We start from the raw sequence: 15,185 nt of genomic DNA, 5'->3' as shown, positions 1-15,185 counted from the left end.
TGCGCTGCAATTGTAGTTGCATTGGTCGAGATATCCGTTGCGTTTGCAGCTATAGCGGTGTTCTGTGTTGTTTGCTCAGCTTCAAGAGTATCTATATCCGTTGCGTTTGCAGCTATTGCAGTATTTTGTGTTGTTTGCTCCGCTTCAATAGTATCTATATCTGTAGCGTTTGCAGCTATTGCAGTATTCTGAGTTGTCTGCTCCGCTTCTAAAGTATCTATATCCGTTGCGTTTGTAGCTATTGCAGTATTCTGAGTTGTCTGCTCCGCTTCGAGAGTATCTATATCGGTAGCGTTTGTAGCGATAGCGGTATTCTGAGTTGTCTGCTCCGTTTCAAGAGTATCTATATCGGTTGCGTTTGCAGCGATAGCGGTATTCTGAGTTGTTTGCTCCGCTTCTAAAGTATCGATATCGGCAGTATTCTGGTCAACATCTGCTCTTATTGTAGTGTCGTCATATGCAAGTCCACTAATGTCTATAGTTTGGTCACCACCAAGGTCCGTGACCGTAAGGTCCGTTCCGTCGAAACTGATACCAGTATTGTATTCGTTAGAATCACTTAAATCACCATCGGCAGTATTGTGTGCTGCAATTGCAGTTGCGTTGGTCGAGATATCTGTAGCATTTGCAGCTATAGCGGTATTCTGAGTTGTCTGCTCCGCTTCTAAAGTATCGATATCGGCAGTATTCTGGTCAACAGCCGCTCTTATTGTAGTGTCGTCATATGCAAGTCCGCTAATGTCGATAGTTTGGTCACCACCAAGGTCCGTGACCGTAAGGTCCGTTCCGTCGAAACTGATACCTGTATTGTATTCGTTAGAATCACTTAAATCACCATCGGCAGTATTGTGCGCTGCAATTGCAGTTGCATTGGTCGAGATATCGGTAGCGTTTGCAGCTATTGCGGTGTTTTGTGTAGTTTGTTCCGCTTCAAGAGTATCTATATCCGTTGCGTTTGTAGCTATAGCGGTGTTCTGTGTTGTTTGCTCAGCTTCGAGAGTATTTATATCCGTTGCGTTTGCAGCTATTGCAGTGTTTTGTGTAGTTTGCTCAGCTTCGAGAGTATTTATATCCGTTGCGTTTGTAGCGATAGCAGTATTCTGTATAGTTTGCTCAGCTTCAAGAGTATTTATATCCGTTGCGTTTGTAGCTATTGCAGTATTCTGAGTTGTTTGTTCCGCTTCTAAAGTATCGATATCGGCAGTATTTTGATCAACATCCGCTCTTATTGTAGTGTCGTCATATGCAAGTCCGCTAATATCAGTACTTACATCGCCACCTGCATCGGTTACGGTTAAATTTGTTCCGTCAAAAGAGATTCCTGTATTAAAATCATCCGTTGCATCTGTATCTAAATTTACGGGTAGGTCAGTTAAATCATTGAAACTTCCTGAGAAATCATCGGCTGCATCTTGGTCAAATCCTGATAAATCAACTGTTGTAGCATTTGGGTCGTTAGATAGTGTTAATACTCCCGAGGTATAATCTAAAGTCTGAATTTCGTTTTGGTCATCTGCATCTGCATCGTCTACATTGATTGCAATAGCGTTACCGTTATCAATACTAATATTCCCTGGTGTATTGTCGGTTTGTAAATTTTGGTTATCGGTTACTGCAATTGAAATAACCGTTTCTAAACCGTTTTCATTAGTGTAGGTATATGTACCATCGCCATTATCTGCGAGAGTAGATATAGTTTGTGCAGCTCCATTAAAAGTTACATTGTTTCCGTTTCCGTCAGAAAGTGTAATGGTGCCATCGCCGTTATCGTTAAATGAAAATGATGGAGAAGAATTACCGTCGCAAAGGTTTGTCCAGATCAATCCGTTGTAATAATGAACACATTGCGTGTCGGTATTATAAACTACCGCTCCGTTTAGCGGGGTAATGGCTTGCATTTGTGCTGTTGTAAGCCTAGTTAATACAAATGCTTTGTCTGTACTTTCTAGTTCAACAATGGAAGCGGAATCAATAATATTCGGGTTTTCGCCAATTTTAACCTGGGCATTTGCAGAGACGGAAATTAATACGAAAAATAGGAGCAATTTAATTTTTGTAGACATCGTAATATTAGGGGAATAGTTAACATTCACAAAAATAGAACGACTTTTGTAGGAAAATTAGATTTTGTTGTGTAGTTAGACAAATTTGTTGCCAAACAAGAAAAGTCTATAGGTACAACGTTTATACTTGTATTTCATCGAGTTAAAATAATATTAAATTCTTGTAGGAATTCAATAAAAATAAGATAATTCTTACGTAAATTTTGTAAGGCTTGGTTGGTGAAAAAAGATTTTTATCTTGAAAGATATAAGAAGCCTTGATAATTTAAGTCACCTTCAGGAATGTAAATCGTATAGAAATAAACGCCAGTAGGTAGTCCTTTTTCTTCACCAAAAGGCACATTGTTTAGATTAGAGAATCCGACAAAATCATTTACGTAATCTGTCTTTTCGAATACTTTTAGTCCGTAGCGATCATAAATTTGAAGAAAGTTACTGTCATATTCTTCTAATTCTTCAATGTAAAAGTTGTCATTGATACCATCTCCGTTAACAGAAACAAAGAAATTATCTATAAAAAGTACATCTCTAGATAAAGGTTCGAAAGGACTTTTAGATGATCCAAGCGTAATGGCTTCATAGTCATCTGGTATAAATGATTCCGTGGTTACAAAACCTTCGGTTAAAGTACCTACGGGTACACTACCTACTAAATTCACCCATTGTTGTAATGCTTTGCTAAAACCTACAGGAATTACTTCATCTACATTGTCCGTTAAACTTTCAATAGTACTGCGTAAATTCCAACTTAAGGTAACCGTTGAAGAAACGGTACCTTCTAACCTCCAAAACTCGAATGTATTTACCAATTCTACATCTAAATCGGTTGCGCTGGTATCAAAAGAAGTAAGTGGTGCAGGTGCGTTACTTGGGTTTTCATAAAAGTAAGCGCACTTAGCAAAGAGGTTGACACTTTCTGAATTTATAATTAACGGTCTTAGAAATTGAACATCACCTACCGGGAAACCAAAATTCTGCTGATTGGTAATAGCCGCATAACCCTCAATTTTACTAAAGTCATTTTCGCCGCTGTAAAATGAATTATCTACGAAATTGTAAAATATATCTGGTTGCGCAGTAGGAGTAAGAATACTACCAAAAATGAAATTGGTGTTATTAGTATTGTCCATACCAAGATTCAGCTCCATATTGTTCTCTAGGGCAATTTCCATATCATGGAACTGCGGAGTAACATTGCCCGATACCGTCAAAAGCTCAGATCCATAAAAACCAGCAAGACCAAGATTATTATCTAAAGGCGATTCATTAATGAGATTGGTGTGAAAACCAATTTGCCCACCTTGGTGAATACGTAAGTTGCCGTTATTATATAATGCTGTTTGGGCAGAAATAGTTGCCGCAAATAGAAAGAAAAGTATTTGTGTGTATTTTTTCATTAGTCGTTCTGCTTTTCTAATAACATGGTTTTAATCTCTGTCATTTGAGCTTTTAAAGCCTCTAATTCTGTACTCATGTTATCATTGGTGCTCTGCAATTCTTTAATCTTCTTTTCTTGCTCAATAGTATGCAAAAATAGTTCTTCTATCTTTTCTAGGTTGACTCTAGATGCCTCTCCTAAATCCCAAAAACCTTGTTCTTTAATTTCTTTTGCAGATTTAATGCCTGGTAAGTGGTTATTCTCTTTTACAAATTTTTCAATTTCAGATAAGTTGGAAAATTCATAATTTGGATTCAAAATAGAATTTCCCAAGAAGTATTTTTGAAAAACATAATCTGGCACTGTAATATAACCTGTAGCCGAAATTGTGCCATCTGCTATGATGTCGCCATCTACGTGTAATCTAGCACCAACTGCAGTACCCGTAGCAAAAGTTGGTCCGATACCTATATTTTGGGTAGGGTCAATAATCATTGCTTCGTCTCCGGCAGTAGAAAATCTTAAATAATCAACTAAAGTCCCTCGAAAAATACCTGTGTCGGAATCATTATAAAACCCTAAGCTTGGTGCCCCAGAACTACCATTATTAGCTGCAAATCCATTTCGAGCTCTAATTTGACCATCAACATCTAATTTATCCTGAGGAGTAATATTTCCTATACCTACATTGCTATTTGCACCAGCAAAAGAAAGCACACTATTAGTAATATCAAAAGTTAGATTTTTGTCATCTAAATCATATGTTCTATCAGCGGTTTGAATTAAGTTGGTGTTAGATAAATTATCGCCAGCATTTAATCCGTCAATTTCCGTTTGAATTTCTACAATAGCCGCCTGCACATCTGTACTTGTTGTATTTCCAACAGCAGTAAAAGGAACTGCCGATGCAATCTGGTTATCGGTATTTATGGTGTGAGTCAGGTCTGAAATTTGACTTTCCGTAATTGTTAAGTTTGTATCATTGATATCGACAAGGATTTCGTTGTTGACAGCATCCTCGGTCACAGTAATCTTGTTTGAGCCGGCATTTACGCTTCTAAATTCAAGATCGGCAACATTTTTTTGAATAAAAACTGGAACTCCTGCAATTCCTTGATTTGAAGCTGTATTTGTTTCGCCAGTAATGATGATTCCATCAATTTCGGTTTGAATTTCTACAATAGCTGCTTGTACATCGGTACTAACAGTATTTCCAACTGCAGTAAAAGGAACTGCCGATGCAATCTGGTTATCGGTATTAATGGTATGAGTCAGGTCTGAAATTTGACTTTCCGTTATTGTAAGGTTCGTATCATTGATATCGACAAGAATTTCGTTGTTGATAGCATCTTCGATAACAGTTACTTTATTAGATCCTGCGTTTAAACTTCTGAATTCAAGATCGGCAACATTTTTTTGAATAAAAACTGGAACTCCTGCAATTCCTTGATTTGAAGCTGTATTTGTTTCGCCAGTAATGGTGATTCCATCAATTTCGGTTTGAATTTCTACAATAGCTGCTTGTACATCGGTACTAACAGTATTTCCAACTGCAGTAAAAGGAACTGCCGATGCAATCTGGTTATCGGTATTAATGGTATGAGTCAGGTCTGAAATTTGACTTTCCGTTATTGTAAGGTTCGTATCATCTATATCGACAAGAATTTCGTTGTTGATAGCATCTTCGATAACAGTTACTTTATTAGACCCTGCATTTATACTTCTGAATTCAAGATCGACGCCATTCTTTTGAATAAAAGTTGGAACTCCTGCAACACCTTGATTAGAGGCTGTATTGGTTTCACCGCCTGTAACAGTTATTCCATCGATTTCAGTTTGTAGTTCTGTTATCGCCGCTTGAACATCCGTACTCACTGTATTGCCGTTAGGTGCAAAATCTACTTCGCTAGCATCTTGGTCGGTACCACCACCGCCACCAGGAGGGAAATCTGCCCATTCGACATCTCCGGCAACAGTTGTGATTAAAACTTGGTCTTCCGTCAATACACCAGGTGCAGGCTCAATTTTTATAGGTGTTACTGCTTCATCTTCAATTGCAAATTCGCCAATATTATTCATGGTAAGATCACCACCTACGGCAACGGGTGTTGGCTCGCTTGCGGCGTTACCAACGAAAATGAATCCATCGTCTAAACTTAGATTTCCTTCTGGTATATCTACAAAACCACCATCGGTTAACGAAATACGATTCCCTACGATAGATAATTGTTGTTCATCTGTATCTACTGTTCCGGCAGGTAAATCTACAAATCCGCCATCAGTTAATGATATGCGATTCCCTACGATAGTTAATTGTTGCTCATCTGTATCTATTGTACCAGCAGGTATATCGATCCATTCAACTGTTCCCGCAGTACTAGTCGATAAAATCTGTGCATTTGCAGGTGCAGCATCAGACGGGGCAATATCGAGGGTAGAAATAGTACCATTTACAATGTTTGCCGTTCTAACCGAGTTGTTTGCCAATTTAATGTTGGTAACTGCATTATTTGCTAATTCTTCAGTATCAATACCACCTGCGGTTACATCTAAGGTATAAGGATTTGTATCTGTACCACCCCCAAAACGTACCAAGGTACCATCCGTAGCATTTAAAATTTCATTTCCAACAATACCATCAACCTCTACAGCTGCAGCAGGTAAAGTAATTGTATTGCCATTACTTAACGTTATTTCGTTCGTCGTTGGGTTGATACTTAAGGTTTGAAAATACGTAGATAAGTCAATGGTATTCGGGTCATTCTCTATACTAAGAATATTAGCCGTAAGATCTAATTGCTGATCATCAGAACCTATTAAAGCACCTAAGCTAATAGTTGAAACTCCCGCAATGGTAGATCTAGCAATTGTTAGTGTAGTATCTAGTTTATTGAAAGTTAGATCGTAAAGTCCGTCAGAGTCTTCCCATTGTACAATCCCGTTTTCATCGGTAGTCAATACTTGTCCCGGTACAGAGTTGGCTATATCTGCCGGGGCAATGCTACCATCTCTTATCTCTTCAGACCCTACGGAGTTTTGTCTAAGTTCACTAGAACCTACAGATTCGGCTGCTAATTTTTCTTGTGTAATAGAATTGTCTTGAATGTCATCTGGTCCTATACCACCATCAATAATGTTATCGCCCAAAATACTGTTTTTGGCAACTTCTAAGTTAATACTACCTGCAGTTTCGGTAATTTCAATGGTGCTTCTGCCATTTATAATAGGGTCGTTGGTGATAGAAAAATTTACGGCATCACATAAATTAACCCATTGCGTACCGTCGAAATAATTAATACACTCGGTATCTATATTGTAGACCATACCACCTTGTCTCGGAGTAATAGCCTCCATTTCTAAAGTAGTTACACGGGTTATTACCAATACTTTAGAAGTGCTTTCAAGCTCTAAAACCGATGAAGCATCTATATTTTGTGGGTTGTCTCCTATTTTAATTTGTGCGAATGCGGTAGGTATCGCTAGTACTGTAAATAAAATAAAGAAAATTATTGCTTTCATACTTAGTGTCTTAAGACGAGAAAATAGTGATAAACAAAAATAGAATTATCTTCTTAATCCGCTTTATTTATAAGTTGAAATAATAGGGTAATGGGTTAAAGAACATCTAAGGTCGTTGAATGGGGTTGTTTTCTATAGCGAATTAAGGTTTTGGTAGCTGCAGAAAATACTATCTACCATGAAGAAATTAACAAAAGTTTATTGATGGGTTTTTTTTTATGAAGATTACAAATCTTTTCTTTATCTTTTGAATGCCCTTTACTGAGGGTGTTATCAGTTTTAATATACAATAAATGACCAAAAAATTACTTTTCTTACTAGTATTATTTACAACAGTATCAGGCTTTTCACAAGATGATACCAGACAACCATTAAGAGGTTCTGTAATCTATATGAACATTGGGGTGCCCAATGAAAATGTAATCAATGCAACTTCTGAACACGCCACAATAACCAATGATCAAGGATTATTTCGAATTAATGTAAAGGTGGGTGACCAAATTGTTTTTTCTGCTGTTAACTATAATATAAAAGTGGTAACGATTACTGAAGAGATTTTAGCCAACAATCGTTTGGTGGTAGAGGTGAACGAAAAAGTGACGGAGTTAGACGAAGTGGTAATTACCCCAGAACAACAAGAACGTTTTTTAGCGGTAAAGAACCAAGAGTTTAAGGAGTATGAATACGAAATTGATCGTGGTACAGAGGTAGAAAATATAGCGATGTCTGAGGCAGATAGAGGTATGCAAGACGGTTTAAATTTTGTGAATATTTTTAGGGCTATTTTCAAAGCTCAAGATGAGAAAGCGTCTGAAGAAGCACCTACATTAAAGGTTAGCGAAGTGCTTAGACAAGTGTATGATGATTCTTTCTTTGTAGTAGATCTTAATATTCCTCAAGATAAAATAAACGAATTTTTATTCTATTGTGATGATCAAATGCCAACTAGGTCTTTATTAAAAAAGGAAAATGAATTTCAGTTGATTGATTCTTTGGTTGATCATAGTAAGACATTTCTCAAAAATTTAAATGAGGAGTAGACTCCTTGTATTTTTTCTTTTTTCTAGTGCATTGGTATTTGCACAAATAGGTGATTCTAAAAGATTAGAAGGTAGAGTGTATAGTGATGACGGTGACGTTGCTGCAACACATGTACTTAACTTAACCTCACAAAGAGCTACTATTACAGATGAATACGGGTATTTTTCAATACCTGTGAAACTTTTAGATACCTTAGAATTTTCTGCCATTCAATACAAAAAGAAGATTGTGGTGGTCAGCACATCAATTTTAGAAAGTAAGTTGATCTCTGTAGGGTTAGAAGATGCTTTGACCGAATTAGATGAAGTAACCGTAACACCATATAGCCTTAGCGGTAATTTGTTGGCAGACCTACCTACCTTAGATTTAGAACCAATTGTTACAGCATCTACATTGGGGCTACCCAATGCATATGTAAAAATACCGACCAAGGCAGAGCGAGAGCTTAAAGCGGCAACTGGTAACCCTATTATGAGTTTTGACCCCTTAATTAATGCAATTTCTGGGCGTACCAAAATGTTGAAGAAACGGGTAGAGCGAAATAAATTGTACGATAGAACAGAAAGGGTAAGAGACTTTTATGCCGATAGTGTTTATGTAAAGCAACTATCGATCCCTGAAGATAAAATAGACGATTTTCTATATTACTGCGAGGTTGATCCAAGTTTTCAACAAGTTGTAGACACCCACAGCGAATTAGAGATTTGGGAGTATCTACGACAGAAAAGTTTGTTGTACAGAGAAAATAATTCTTTAGATTAGAGTCCATATTTTTGGCATATGCTTTGTAATAAGGTAATGAAACATAACACTATGAAATTTTTGAAACCGGTACTACTCTTATTAATACTTCCTCTTTTTGCTTTTGCGGGAGCACATAAATTTTACATTAGTGTTACCAATGTAGATTACTCAGAAAAAGATCAAGCTGTACAGATAATTACACGTGTTTTTATTGATGATATGAATGCGGTATTGAAAGAAAGGTATGAATTTGCTTCGTCATTGGGTACAGATAAAGAATCATCGGTAGATAAGGAGTATTTGGAAAGATACTTACGTACTAAATTCGTGGTAGAGATAAATGGCAAAACCGTAAAGTACGATTTTATAGGTCATAAATACGACTCAGATATGGTCATTTGTTATTTAGAAGTTCCAAATATTCCCTTAGAAACACTAAAGCAAATTGGTATAACTAATGAGGTGCTGACAGATATATATGATGATCAGCAAAATGTGGTACATATGAAGGTCATGGAGCAGAAAAAGAGCCATGTATTGGTGAAGTCACGTCCTAAAGGAATGTTAAATTTGTAACATAGATTAAGATATCCCTATAAAAACTTTATTTTTCGGGTACTAAATAACTATGAAATGATAAGAGTAAAGTACGCATTTGCGTCTATTTTATTCCTTTTTGCCGCTATAACTTTTGCACAAGAGGCGGTTACCAAAGAAAAGGAAGCTGGGCACACCAACCAGAGTAAGTTTAAACAATTATATGAGGAGTTCGCTACGCCGAACACCTATAGGTCTGCATCGGGAGCTCCTGGTCCTGATTATTATCAACAACAGGCAGATTATGTAATGGATATTCGTTTAGATGACAAGGACGCCAAAATATTCGGTACAGAAACCATTACGTACACCAATAATTCGCCAGATGATTTAGAGTACTTATGGGTGCAGTTAGATCAGAATGTTAGAACTAAAGATTCAAAAGCAGCTTTAAAGAACGGTAGTGGTATTCCACTTGGTGATTCACCTGAGAAATTTGTTGGGAATTACATGACAGAATCTTTTGATGGTGGTTTTAATATCGATTACGTAAAAGATAATTCAGGTAAAGCATTACCACATATAGTGAACTTCACCATGATGCGTGTAGATTTACCTACACCGCTTAAAAGTGGAGATAAATTTTCTTTTGACATAAAATGGAATTATAACATACCAGATCATACAGTAAACAGAGCTAGATCTGGATATGAGTTTTTTGAAGAAGACGGAAACAGAGCGTATGTAATTGCGCAGTTTTTTCCAAGAATGGCAGTTTATAATGATGTAGAAGGATGGCAGAACCACCAATTTTGGGGTAATGGGGAATTTGCATTGCCATTTGGTGACTATGAAGTGAATATTACGGTACCTGCAGATCATATCTTAGACGGTACAGGTGTACTTCAGAACAGAAAAGATGTATATACTAAAGCAATGATGAGTCGTTATGAGCAGGCGAAGAAGTCTTATGACAAACCTGTTATCATTGTAACTCAAGCAGAAGCAGAAGCAGCTGAAAAAGGATTTTCAGAGAAAACAAAAACATGGAAGCTTAAGGCAGAAAATGTTCGTGATTTCGGTTTTGCAACATCAAGAAAGTTCATTTGGGACATGCAAGCCGTTAAATTAGGAAATAGAGATATTATGGCTGTCTCAATGTACCCTAAAGAAGGTAACCCATTATGGGAAGAGTATTCTACAAAGGCAGTTGCACATACGTTGAAATCATATTCATCACATACATTTGACTACCCTTACCCTAAAGCAATATCTGTACATGCCAAGCAGCAAGGTATGGAGTACCCAATGATTTGTTGGAACTATGGTAGACCAAATAAAGATGGTAGCTATTCTGACAGAACTAAATACGGAATGATCAGTGTAATTATTCATGAAGTAGGTCATAACTTTTTTCCAATGATCGTAAATTCAGACGAACGTCAGTGGGGATGGATGGATGAAGGTTTAGATACTTTTATGCAGTTTATGGCAGAACAAGAATTCGGTGAAGCTTACCCAACTGCAATAGCACCAAATGATAAGTACCCATCTAGAAGAGGTGATCCTGCGAAGATCGTACCTTACATGAGCGGAGATCAAAGTACAATTTCTCCAATTATGTCTAATCCAGAGAATGTATTTCAATTAGGTCCCAATGCATATGGTAAGCCGGCAACAGCTTTAAATATTTTGAGAGAAACGGTAATGGGGCGTGAGTTGTTTGACCATGCTTTTAAAACGTATTCTCACCGATGGAAGTTTAAGCACCCAACCCCAGAAGATTTCTTTAGAACAATGGAAGATGCTTCTGCTGTAGATTTAGATTGGTACTGGAGAGGTTGGTTCTATACTACTGATTATGTAGATATGGCCGTAAAGGATATCAAGAAATATTATGTTAGCGACAAGCCTAATAAAAAAATGAAAGCTTATTTGGCTGAACGTGGTATTCCAGAATCTAATTTAAGACCAATGGTTTATTTAGAGGAATTTGATGATGCAAATATGGTAGCTCCTGAATTAAAGGATAATTTACCATCAGAAACGTCAAAAACTTTAAAAGAATTTATGATGGATAATATGACTGCAGCAGAAAGAGCAGCGGTTAAAGAGCCAAAGTATTTTTACGAAGTAACGTATAACAGTCCGGGTGGTTTACCAATGCCATTGATTGTAGAATATACGTATGCAGATGGTTCTGTAGAGAATGTAACCTATCCTCCAGAAATATGGAGAAAGAATAGCAAAGAGGTAAGTATGGTAATTTCATCTACTTCTGAGTTAAAAGGTGTAAACATCGATCCTAAAATGGAAACGGCAGATATTGATACTACAAACAATAGCTGGCCGAAGAAAGAGCAAGAGAGCGATTTCGATAAAATGAAGGATGGAATTAAAGGAGAATAATTAACAAAATAATTATTGAAAAAAGCCTCGTAGTTATACGGGGCTTTTTTAATTTCGATACTAAACTTGTTTATATTTGTAGTATGATTGCTATGTATTCATTATTTATTAGTGGCGCAGAAATTTTCTTCATTATGTTTATCGTAGTGATGGTTTTTGGTGCCGACAAAATTCCTGATATTGCTAAGGGGTTGGGTAAAGGTATGCGTCAACTTAAAGATGCGACCGAAGATATTAAACAAGAAATTCAAAAGAGTGCTGACAAGCAGGGTATTGATACAAGCTTTGTTACCGATATCAAAAAAGATATCGATGACATGAAAAAAGATATCAGTTCTGGCTTGGGTAATGACGTCAAGAAGCAAATTAGTGACGTTAGCAAGAACATCAATGATGTAACGGGTAGTATCAAGAGAAAGTAACCTATTATGTTAGATAAGATTTTACAATGGGATCGAGATGCCTTTGTCTATCTTAACAGTCTTGGTATTGAGCAGTACGATATTTTTTGGTCTACGGTCACCAAATTTCCACCTTGGCTTCCCTTATTTGCATTTATTATTATTCTATTCTTTGTAAAGTTTCCGAAGCGAGAAGCTATAACTATGATTTTGACCTTATTGGTAATGGTTTTATTTGTGGCTACAGTAACAGATTTGACCAAAAATGTAGTGGCTCGGTTACGACCAAACAATGACGAAGAAATAAATACGTTGATTCGAATATTAAGAAGTCCGTCAGGTTTCAGTTTTTTCTCAGGTCACGCTTCATCTTCCTTTTCAGTCATTACAATAACGGTACTTTTTTTAAGACGGAAATTTAAATGGGTGTACCTATTTTATATCTGGCCTCTATTATTTGCGATGAGTAGAGTATATGTAGGTGTACATTTTCCTATTGATTTAATGGTGGGCGCTTTGGTAGGTATTTTATCGGCTTGGTTGTTTTATAGATTATACGGGTTACTTATTTCACCCTACTTAAAGTTAAACCATCGCGTATAGGCAGCAATACCGTTTCTAAAAGCGGATGCTCACTTAATTTCTTGTTATAGTCTAATAACACCTTCGTAGTAATATCTTTAGGGTCTAAGGGTTCTACCACTTTACCAGACCACAGTACATTATCAGAAAGTATAACAGAACCAGACTTGGTTTTTGGTAATACCGCTTCTAAGTATTTGTCGTACTGTTTTTTTTCTGCATCAATAAAAATAAGGTCGAAAGTAATATCCATTTTGGGGATGATATCAAGCGCATTTCCCACATGCTGAATGATCTGAGACCCATAATCGCTTCGGTCAAAAAAGGAACGCTGTATTTGTTCTAGTTCAGCATTGACATCTATGGTGTGTAATTGTCCGTTTTTTGATAAACCTTCCGCAAGGCATAAAGCAGAATACCCGGTGTAGGTACCGATTTCAAGAATATTGGTCGGGTTTATCAATTTAGAAAGCAAACTTAAAACACGACCTTGAAAATGTCCGGTAAGCATACGTGGTTGTATGACCTTTAAGTGCGTTTCGCGCGTAAGCTCTTGTAATAATTTAGGTTCAGCTTGTGAATTATCGGCTAAATAGCTTTCTAAAAGAGGTGATAAAAAATGCATGCGTTTCTTTTTGCAAAAATAGGGTTTTAAGCCTTAATTTAATGAACTGAAAAGAGTACAGCGATGAATAATGAAATTACGATTAGAGAAGCGGTAAAAAGTGATATACCTGTTTTGTTACAGCATGAGCAGGAAGTAGTGAAGGCAGAGCGCCCGATGGACCCAACAATTAGAAGTACCGACGTTAATTATTATGATTTAGACGCACTGATGGAAAACCCTAGAGCAACAGTTATGGTTGCTTGTGACGGTGATAAAATTGTAGCGACCGGTTATGCCTTAGAAAAACCTGCTAGACCTTATCTAGATCATAAGACTTTTGCTTACTTAGGTTTTATGTACACCGATCCAGAATATAGAGGTAAGGGTATAAATGGTAAAATTGTAAGTGCTTTGCAAGATTGGTGTACAAAAGCAGGTTTAATTGAAATACGATTGCATGTATATGATGAAAACGAACCTGCCATAAAAGCTTATGAAAAAAAAGGATTTAAAAAACATATGATAGAAATGCGTTTAAGAACAGAATTGTAGTACCCATTTATTGAATAGAGTCTATAGAATTATAGGCTTATGATTACTTTTATATAAAATTAGTTATGGAATTTAAAAATACGTTGGCGTTTGCACAGTCGTTAGATGCGCAAGACAACTTAAAAGCATATAGAGATGAGTTCATTTTTCCTAAAATCAATGGGGAAGAAGTTATCTATTTTACAGGGAACTCTTTAGGTCTGCAACCAAAACGAACCAAAGCTTTCGTTGATGAGGTGATGAAAGATTGGGGAGAATTAGCTGTAGAAGGTCATTTTTATGCTGAAAAACCATGGTGGGATTACCATGAGCGTTTAGCAGCACCTTTAGCAAAAGTTGTTGGTGCATTACCAGAAGAAGTATCGGTGATGAATACGTTGACCGTAAACCTTCATTTGTTAATGGTGTCTTTCTATACCCCAACAAAAACAAGATTTAAAATACTTTGCGAAGAGAAAGCTTTTCCAAGCGATCAATATATGTTTCAAAGTCAGGTTCGTTTTCATGGTTTAGATCCAGATGAAACCATTGTGGAGATTAAGAAACGTGATGGTGAGCATCATTGGAGAACAGAAGATATACTTAAGAAAATTGAAGAATTAGGCGATGAGTTAGCGCTTGTTTTAATTGGTGGGGTAAACTATTACAATGGTCAGGTAATGGATATGGAAACCATTACAAAGGCCGGAAAAGCCGTGGGAGCCAACGTTGGTTGGGATCTTGCGCATGCGGTAGGTAATGTAGAATTGAAACTGCATGATTGGAATGCTGATTTTGCGTCTTGGTGTAGTTATAAGTACATGAATAGTGGTCCGGGTAATGCATCGGGAATATTCGTAAATAAAAAACACCTCAATAAAAAAGATATTCAACGTTTTGAAGGTTGGTGGGGAACGAAGAAGGAAACCCGTTTTCTTATGAAGCCAGAATTCGAACCTATGGAAAATGCAGATGCGTGGCAAATAAGTAATGTGCCTATTTTATCTGTTGCACCATATCTAGCATCTCTGACCATGTTTGAAGAAGTGGGCATGCAAAAGCTGATAGAAAAAAGAAAGTTAATTGTTTCCTATCTGGAGTTCATTTTACATGAAATAGATAAAGAAGTCGATAGTTCTTTTGAAATTATAACTCCCGAAGATAGAGGTTGTCAGTTGTCTGTATTCTTACACGGACAAGGAAAATCTTTGTTTAACTATTTAATGGAAAACGGCGTGGTAACAGATTGGCGCGAACCAAACGTAATTCGTTTGGCACCGGCACCTTTCTATTCCACCTATGAAGATATGTATCGTTTTGGTCAAATTCTGAAAGCAGGAGTGTTGAAAAACTTAAAATAATATATTTTAATT

The 15,185-nt window shown here is 36.8% G+C and carries 12 protein-coding genes; 8 read left to right on the top strand and 4 right to left on the bottom strand.

The window, feature by feature from the left end:
* The 3 genes from Q0871_RS18335 to Q0871_RS18325 form a co-directional block, all read right to left on the bottom strand.
* Positions 1-2,063, bottom strand: a 2,063-nt coding sequence (locus Q0871_RS18335; protein ID WP_299326436.1) for a hypothetical protein, incomplete at its 3' end; no start/stop codon positions are given.
* 233 nt (positions 2,064-2,296) lie between these two features.
* Positions 2,297-3,460, bottom strand: coding sequence for a gliding motility-associated C-terminal domain-containing protein (locus tag Q0871_RS18330; protein WP_299326433.1), 1,164 nt, complete (start codon positions 3,458-3,460; stop codon positions 2,297-2,299).
* Positions 3,460-6,960: a hypothetical protein gene (locus tag Q0871_RS18325; RefSeq protein ID WP_299326430.1), complete on the bottom strand. Its 3,501-nt coding sequence runs from the start codon at positions 6,958-6,960 to the stop codon at positions 3,460-3,462. Before Q0871_RS18325 ends, Q0871_RS18330 begins: the two co-directional genes overlap by 1 nt.
* Positions 6,961-7,253: 293 nt before the next feature.
* Between Q0871_RS18325 and Q0871_RS18320 the strand changes: the two genes are divergently transcribed.
* From Q0871_RS18320 to Q0871_RS18295, 6 genes are all read left to right on the top strand, one after another.
* Entirely contained in the window at positions 7,254-8,000 is a 747-nt protein-coding gene (locus Q0871_RS18320; RefSeq protein ID WP_299326427.1) for a hypothetical protein, read from the top strand.
* Positions 7,990-8,763 carry a hypothetical protein gene (locus Q0871_RS18315; protein ID WP_299326424.1) on the top strand — a complete coding sequence of 258 codons (774 nt, stop codon included), beginning with the start codon at positions 7,990-7,992 and terminating at the stop codon, positions 8,761-8,763. Before Q0871_RS18320 ends, Q0871_RS18315 begins: the two co-directional genes overlap by 11 nt.
* Positions 8,764-8,814: 51 nt before the next feature.
* The gene (locus Q0871_RS18310; RefSeq protein ID WP_299326421.1) at positions 8,815-9,321 is read left to right on the top strand and encodes a DUF6702 family protein; all 507 of its coding nucleotides are present in this window, start codon (positions 8,815-8,817) and stop codon (positions 9,319-9,321) included.
* 57 nt (positions 9,322-9,378) lie between these two features.
* Entirely contained in the window at positions 9,379-11,691 is a 2,313-nt protein-coding gene (locus Q0871_RS18305; protein WP_299326417.1) for a M1 family metallopeptidase, read from the top strand.
* A 92-nt stretch (positions 11,692-11,783) separates the two neighbouring features.
* Entirely contained in the window at positions 11,784-12,113 is a 330-nt protein-coding gene (locus tag Q0871_RS18300) for a twin-arginine translocase TatA/TatE family subunit (RefSeq protein WP_231500576.1), read from the top strand.
* 6 nt (positions 12,114-12,119) lie between these two features.
* Positions 12,120-12,695: a phosphatase PAP2 family protein gene (locus tag Q0871_RS18295; RefSeq protein ID WP_299326412.1), complete on the top strand. Its 576-nt coding sequence runs from the start codon at positions 12,120-12,122 to the stop codon at positions 12,693-12,695.
* Here Q0871_RS18295 and Q0871_RS18290 read toward each other — a convergent pair.
* Positions 12,658-13,299: an O-methyltransferase gene (locus Q0871_RS18290; RefSeq protein ID WP_299326409.1), complete on the bottom strand. Its 642-nt coding sequence runs from the start codon at positions 13,297-13,299 to the stop codon at positions 12,658-12,660. The genes Q0871_RS18295 and Q0871_RS18290 overlap by 38 nt on opposite strands.
* Before the next feature lie 63 nt (positions 13,300-13,362).
* Here Q0871_RS18290 and Q0871_RS18285 point away from each other — a divergent pair, with 63 nt between their 5' ends.
* Both Q0871_RS18285 and kynU read left to right on the top strand, forming a co-directional pair.
* Positions 13,363-13,833 (top strand): GNAT family N-acetyltransferase, encoded by a 471-nt coding sequence (locus Q0871_RS18285; protein ID WP_299326405.1) that lies wholly within the window; start codon positions 13,363-13,365, stop codon positions 13,831-13,833.
* Between the two features lie 65 nt (positions 13,834-13,898).
* Positions 13,899-15,173 (top strand): kynureninase, encoded by a 1,275-nt coding sequence (gene kynU / locus Q0871_RS18280; protein WP_299326402.1) that lies wholly within the window; start codon positions 13,899-13,901, stop codon positions 15,171-15,173.
* Positions 15,174-15,185 lie beyond the last annotated feature (12 nt).

It is taken from the genome of uncultured Maribacter sp. (assembly GCF_947500985.1).
Taxonomy (GTDB): Bacteria; Bacteroidota; Bacteroidia; order Flavobacteriales; family Flavobacteriaceae; genus Maribacter.
Note: the sequence above shows the minus strand (reverse complement) of the source record. Positions and strands in the feature narration are given on the sequence as shown.

Excerpts from the sequence above, each read along its gene's own strand:
- Q0871_RS18330 (WP_299326433.1), bottom strand. The coding sequence starts at position 3,460 with ATGAAAAAATACACACAAATACTTTTCTTTCTATTTGCGGCAACTATT.
- Q0871_RS18325 (WP_299326430.1), bottom strand. The coding sequence starts at position 6,960 with ATGAAAGCAATAATTTTCTTTATTTTATTTACAGTACTAGCGATACCT.
- Q0871_RS18320 (WP_299326427.1), top strand. The coding sequence starts at position 7,254 with ATGACCAAAAAATTACTTTTCTTACTAGTATTATTTACAACAGTATCA.
- Q0871_RS18315 (WP_299326424.1), top strand. The coding sequence starts at position 7,990 with ATGAGGAGTAGACTCCTTGTATTTTTTCTTTTTTCTAGTGCATTGGTA.
- Q0871_RS18310 (WP_299326421.1), top strand. The coding sequence starts at position 8,815 with ATGAAATTTTTGAAACCGGTACTACTCTTATTAATACTTCCTCTTTTT.
- Q0871_RS18305 (WP_299326417.1), top strand. The coding sequence starts at position 9,379 with ATGATAAGAGTAAAGTACGCATTTGCGTCTATTTTATTCCTTTTTGCC.
- Q0871_RS18300 (WP_231500576.1), top strand. The coding sequence starts at position 11,784 with ATGTATTCATTATTTATTAGTGGCGCAGAAATTTTCTTCATTATGTTT.
- Q0871_RS18295 (WP_299326412.1), top strand. The coding sequence starts at position 12,120 with ATGTTAGATAAGATTTTACAATGGGATCGAGATGCCTTTGTCTATCTT.
- Q0871_RS18290 (WP_299326409.1), bottom strand. The coding sequence starts at position 13,299 with ATGCATTTTTTATCACCTCTTTTAGAAAGCTATTTAGCCGATAATTCA.
- Q0871_RS18285 (WP_299326405.1), top strand. The coding sequence starts at position 13,363 with ATGAATAATGAAATTACGATTAGAGAAGCGGTAAAAAGTGATATACCT.
- kynU (WP_299326402.1), top strand. The coding sequence starts at position 13,899 with ATGGAATTTAAAAATACGTTGGCGTTTGCACAGTCGTTAGATGCGCAA.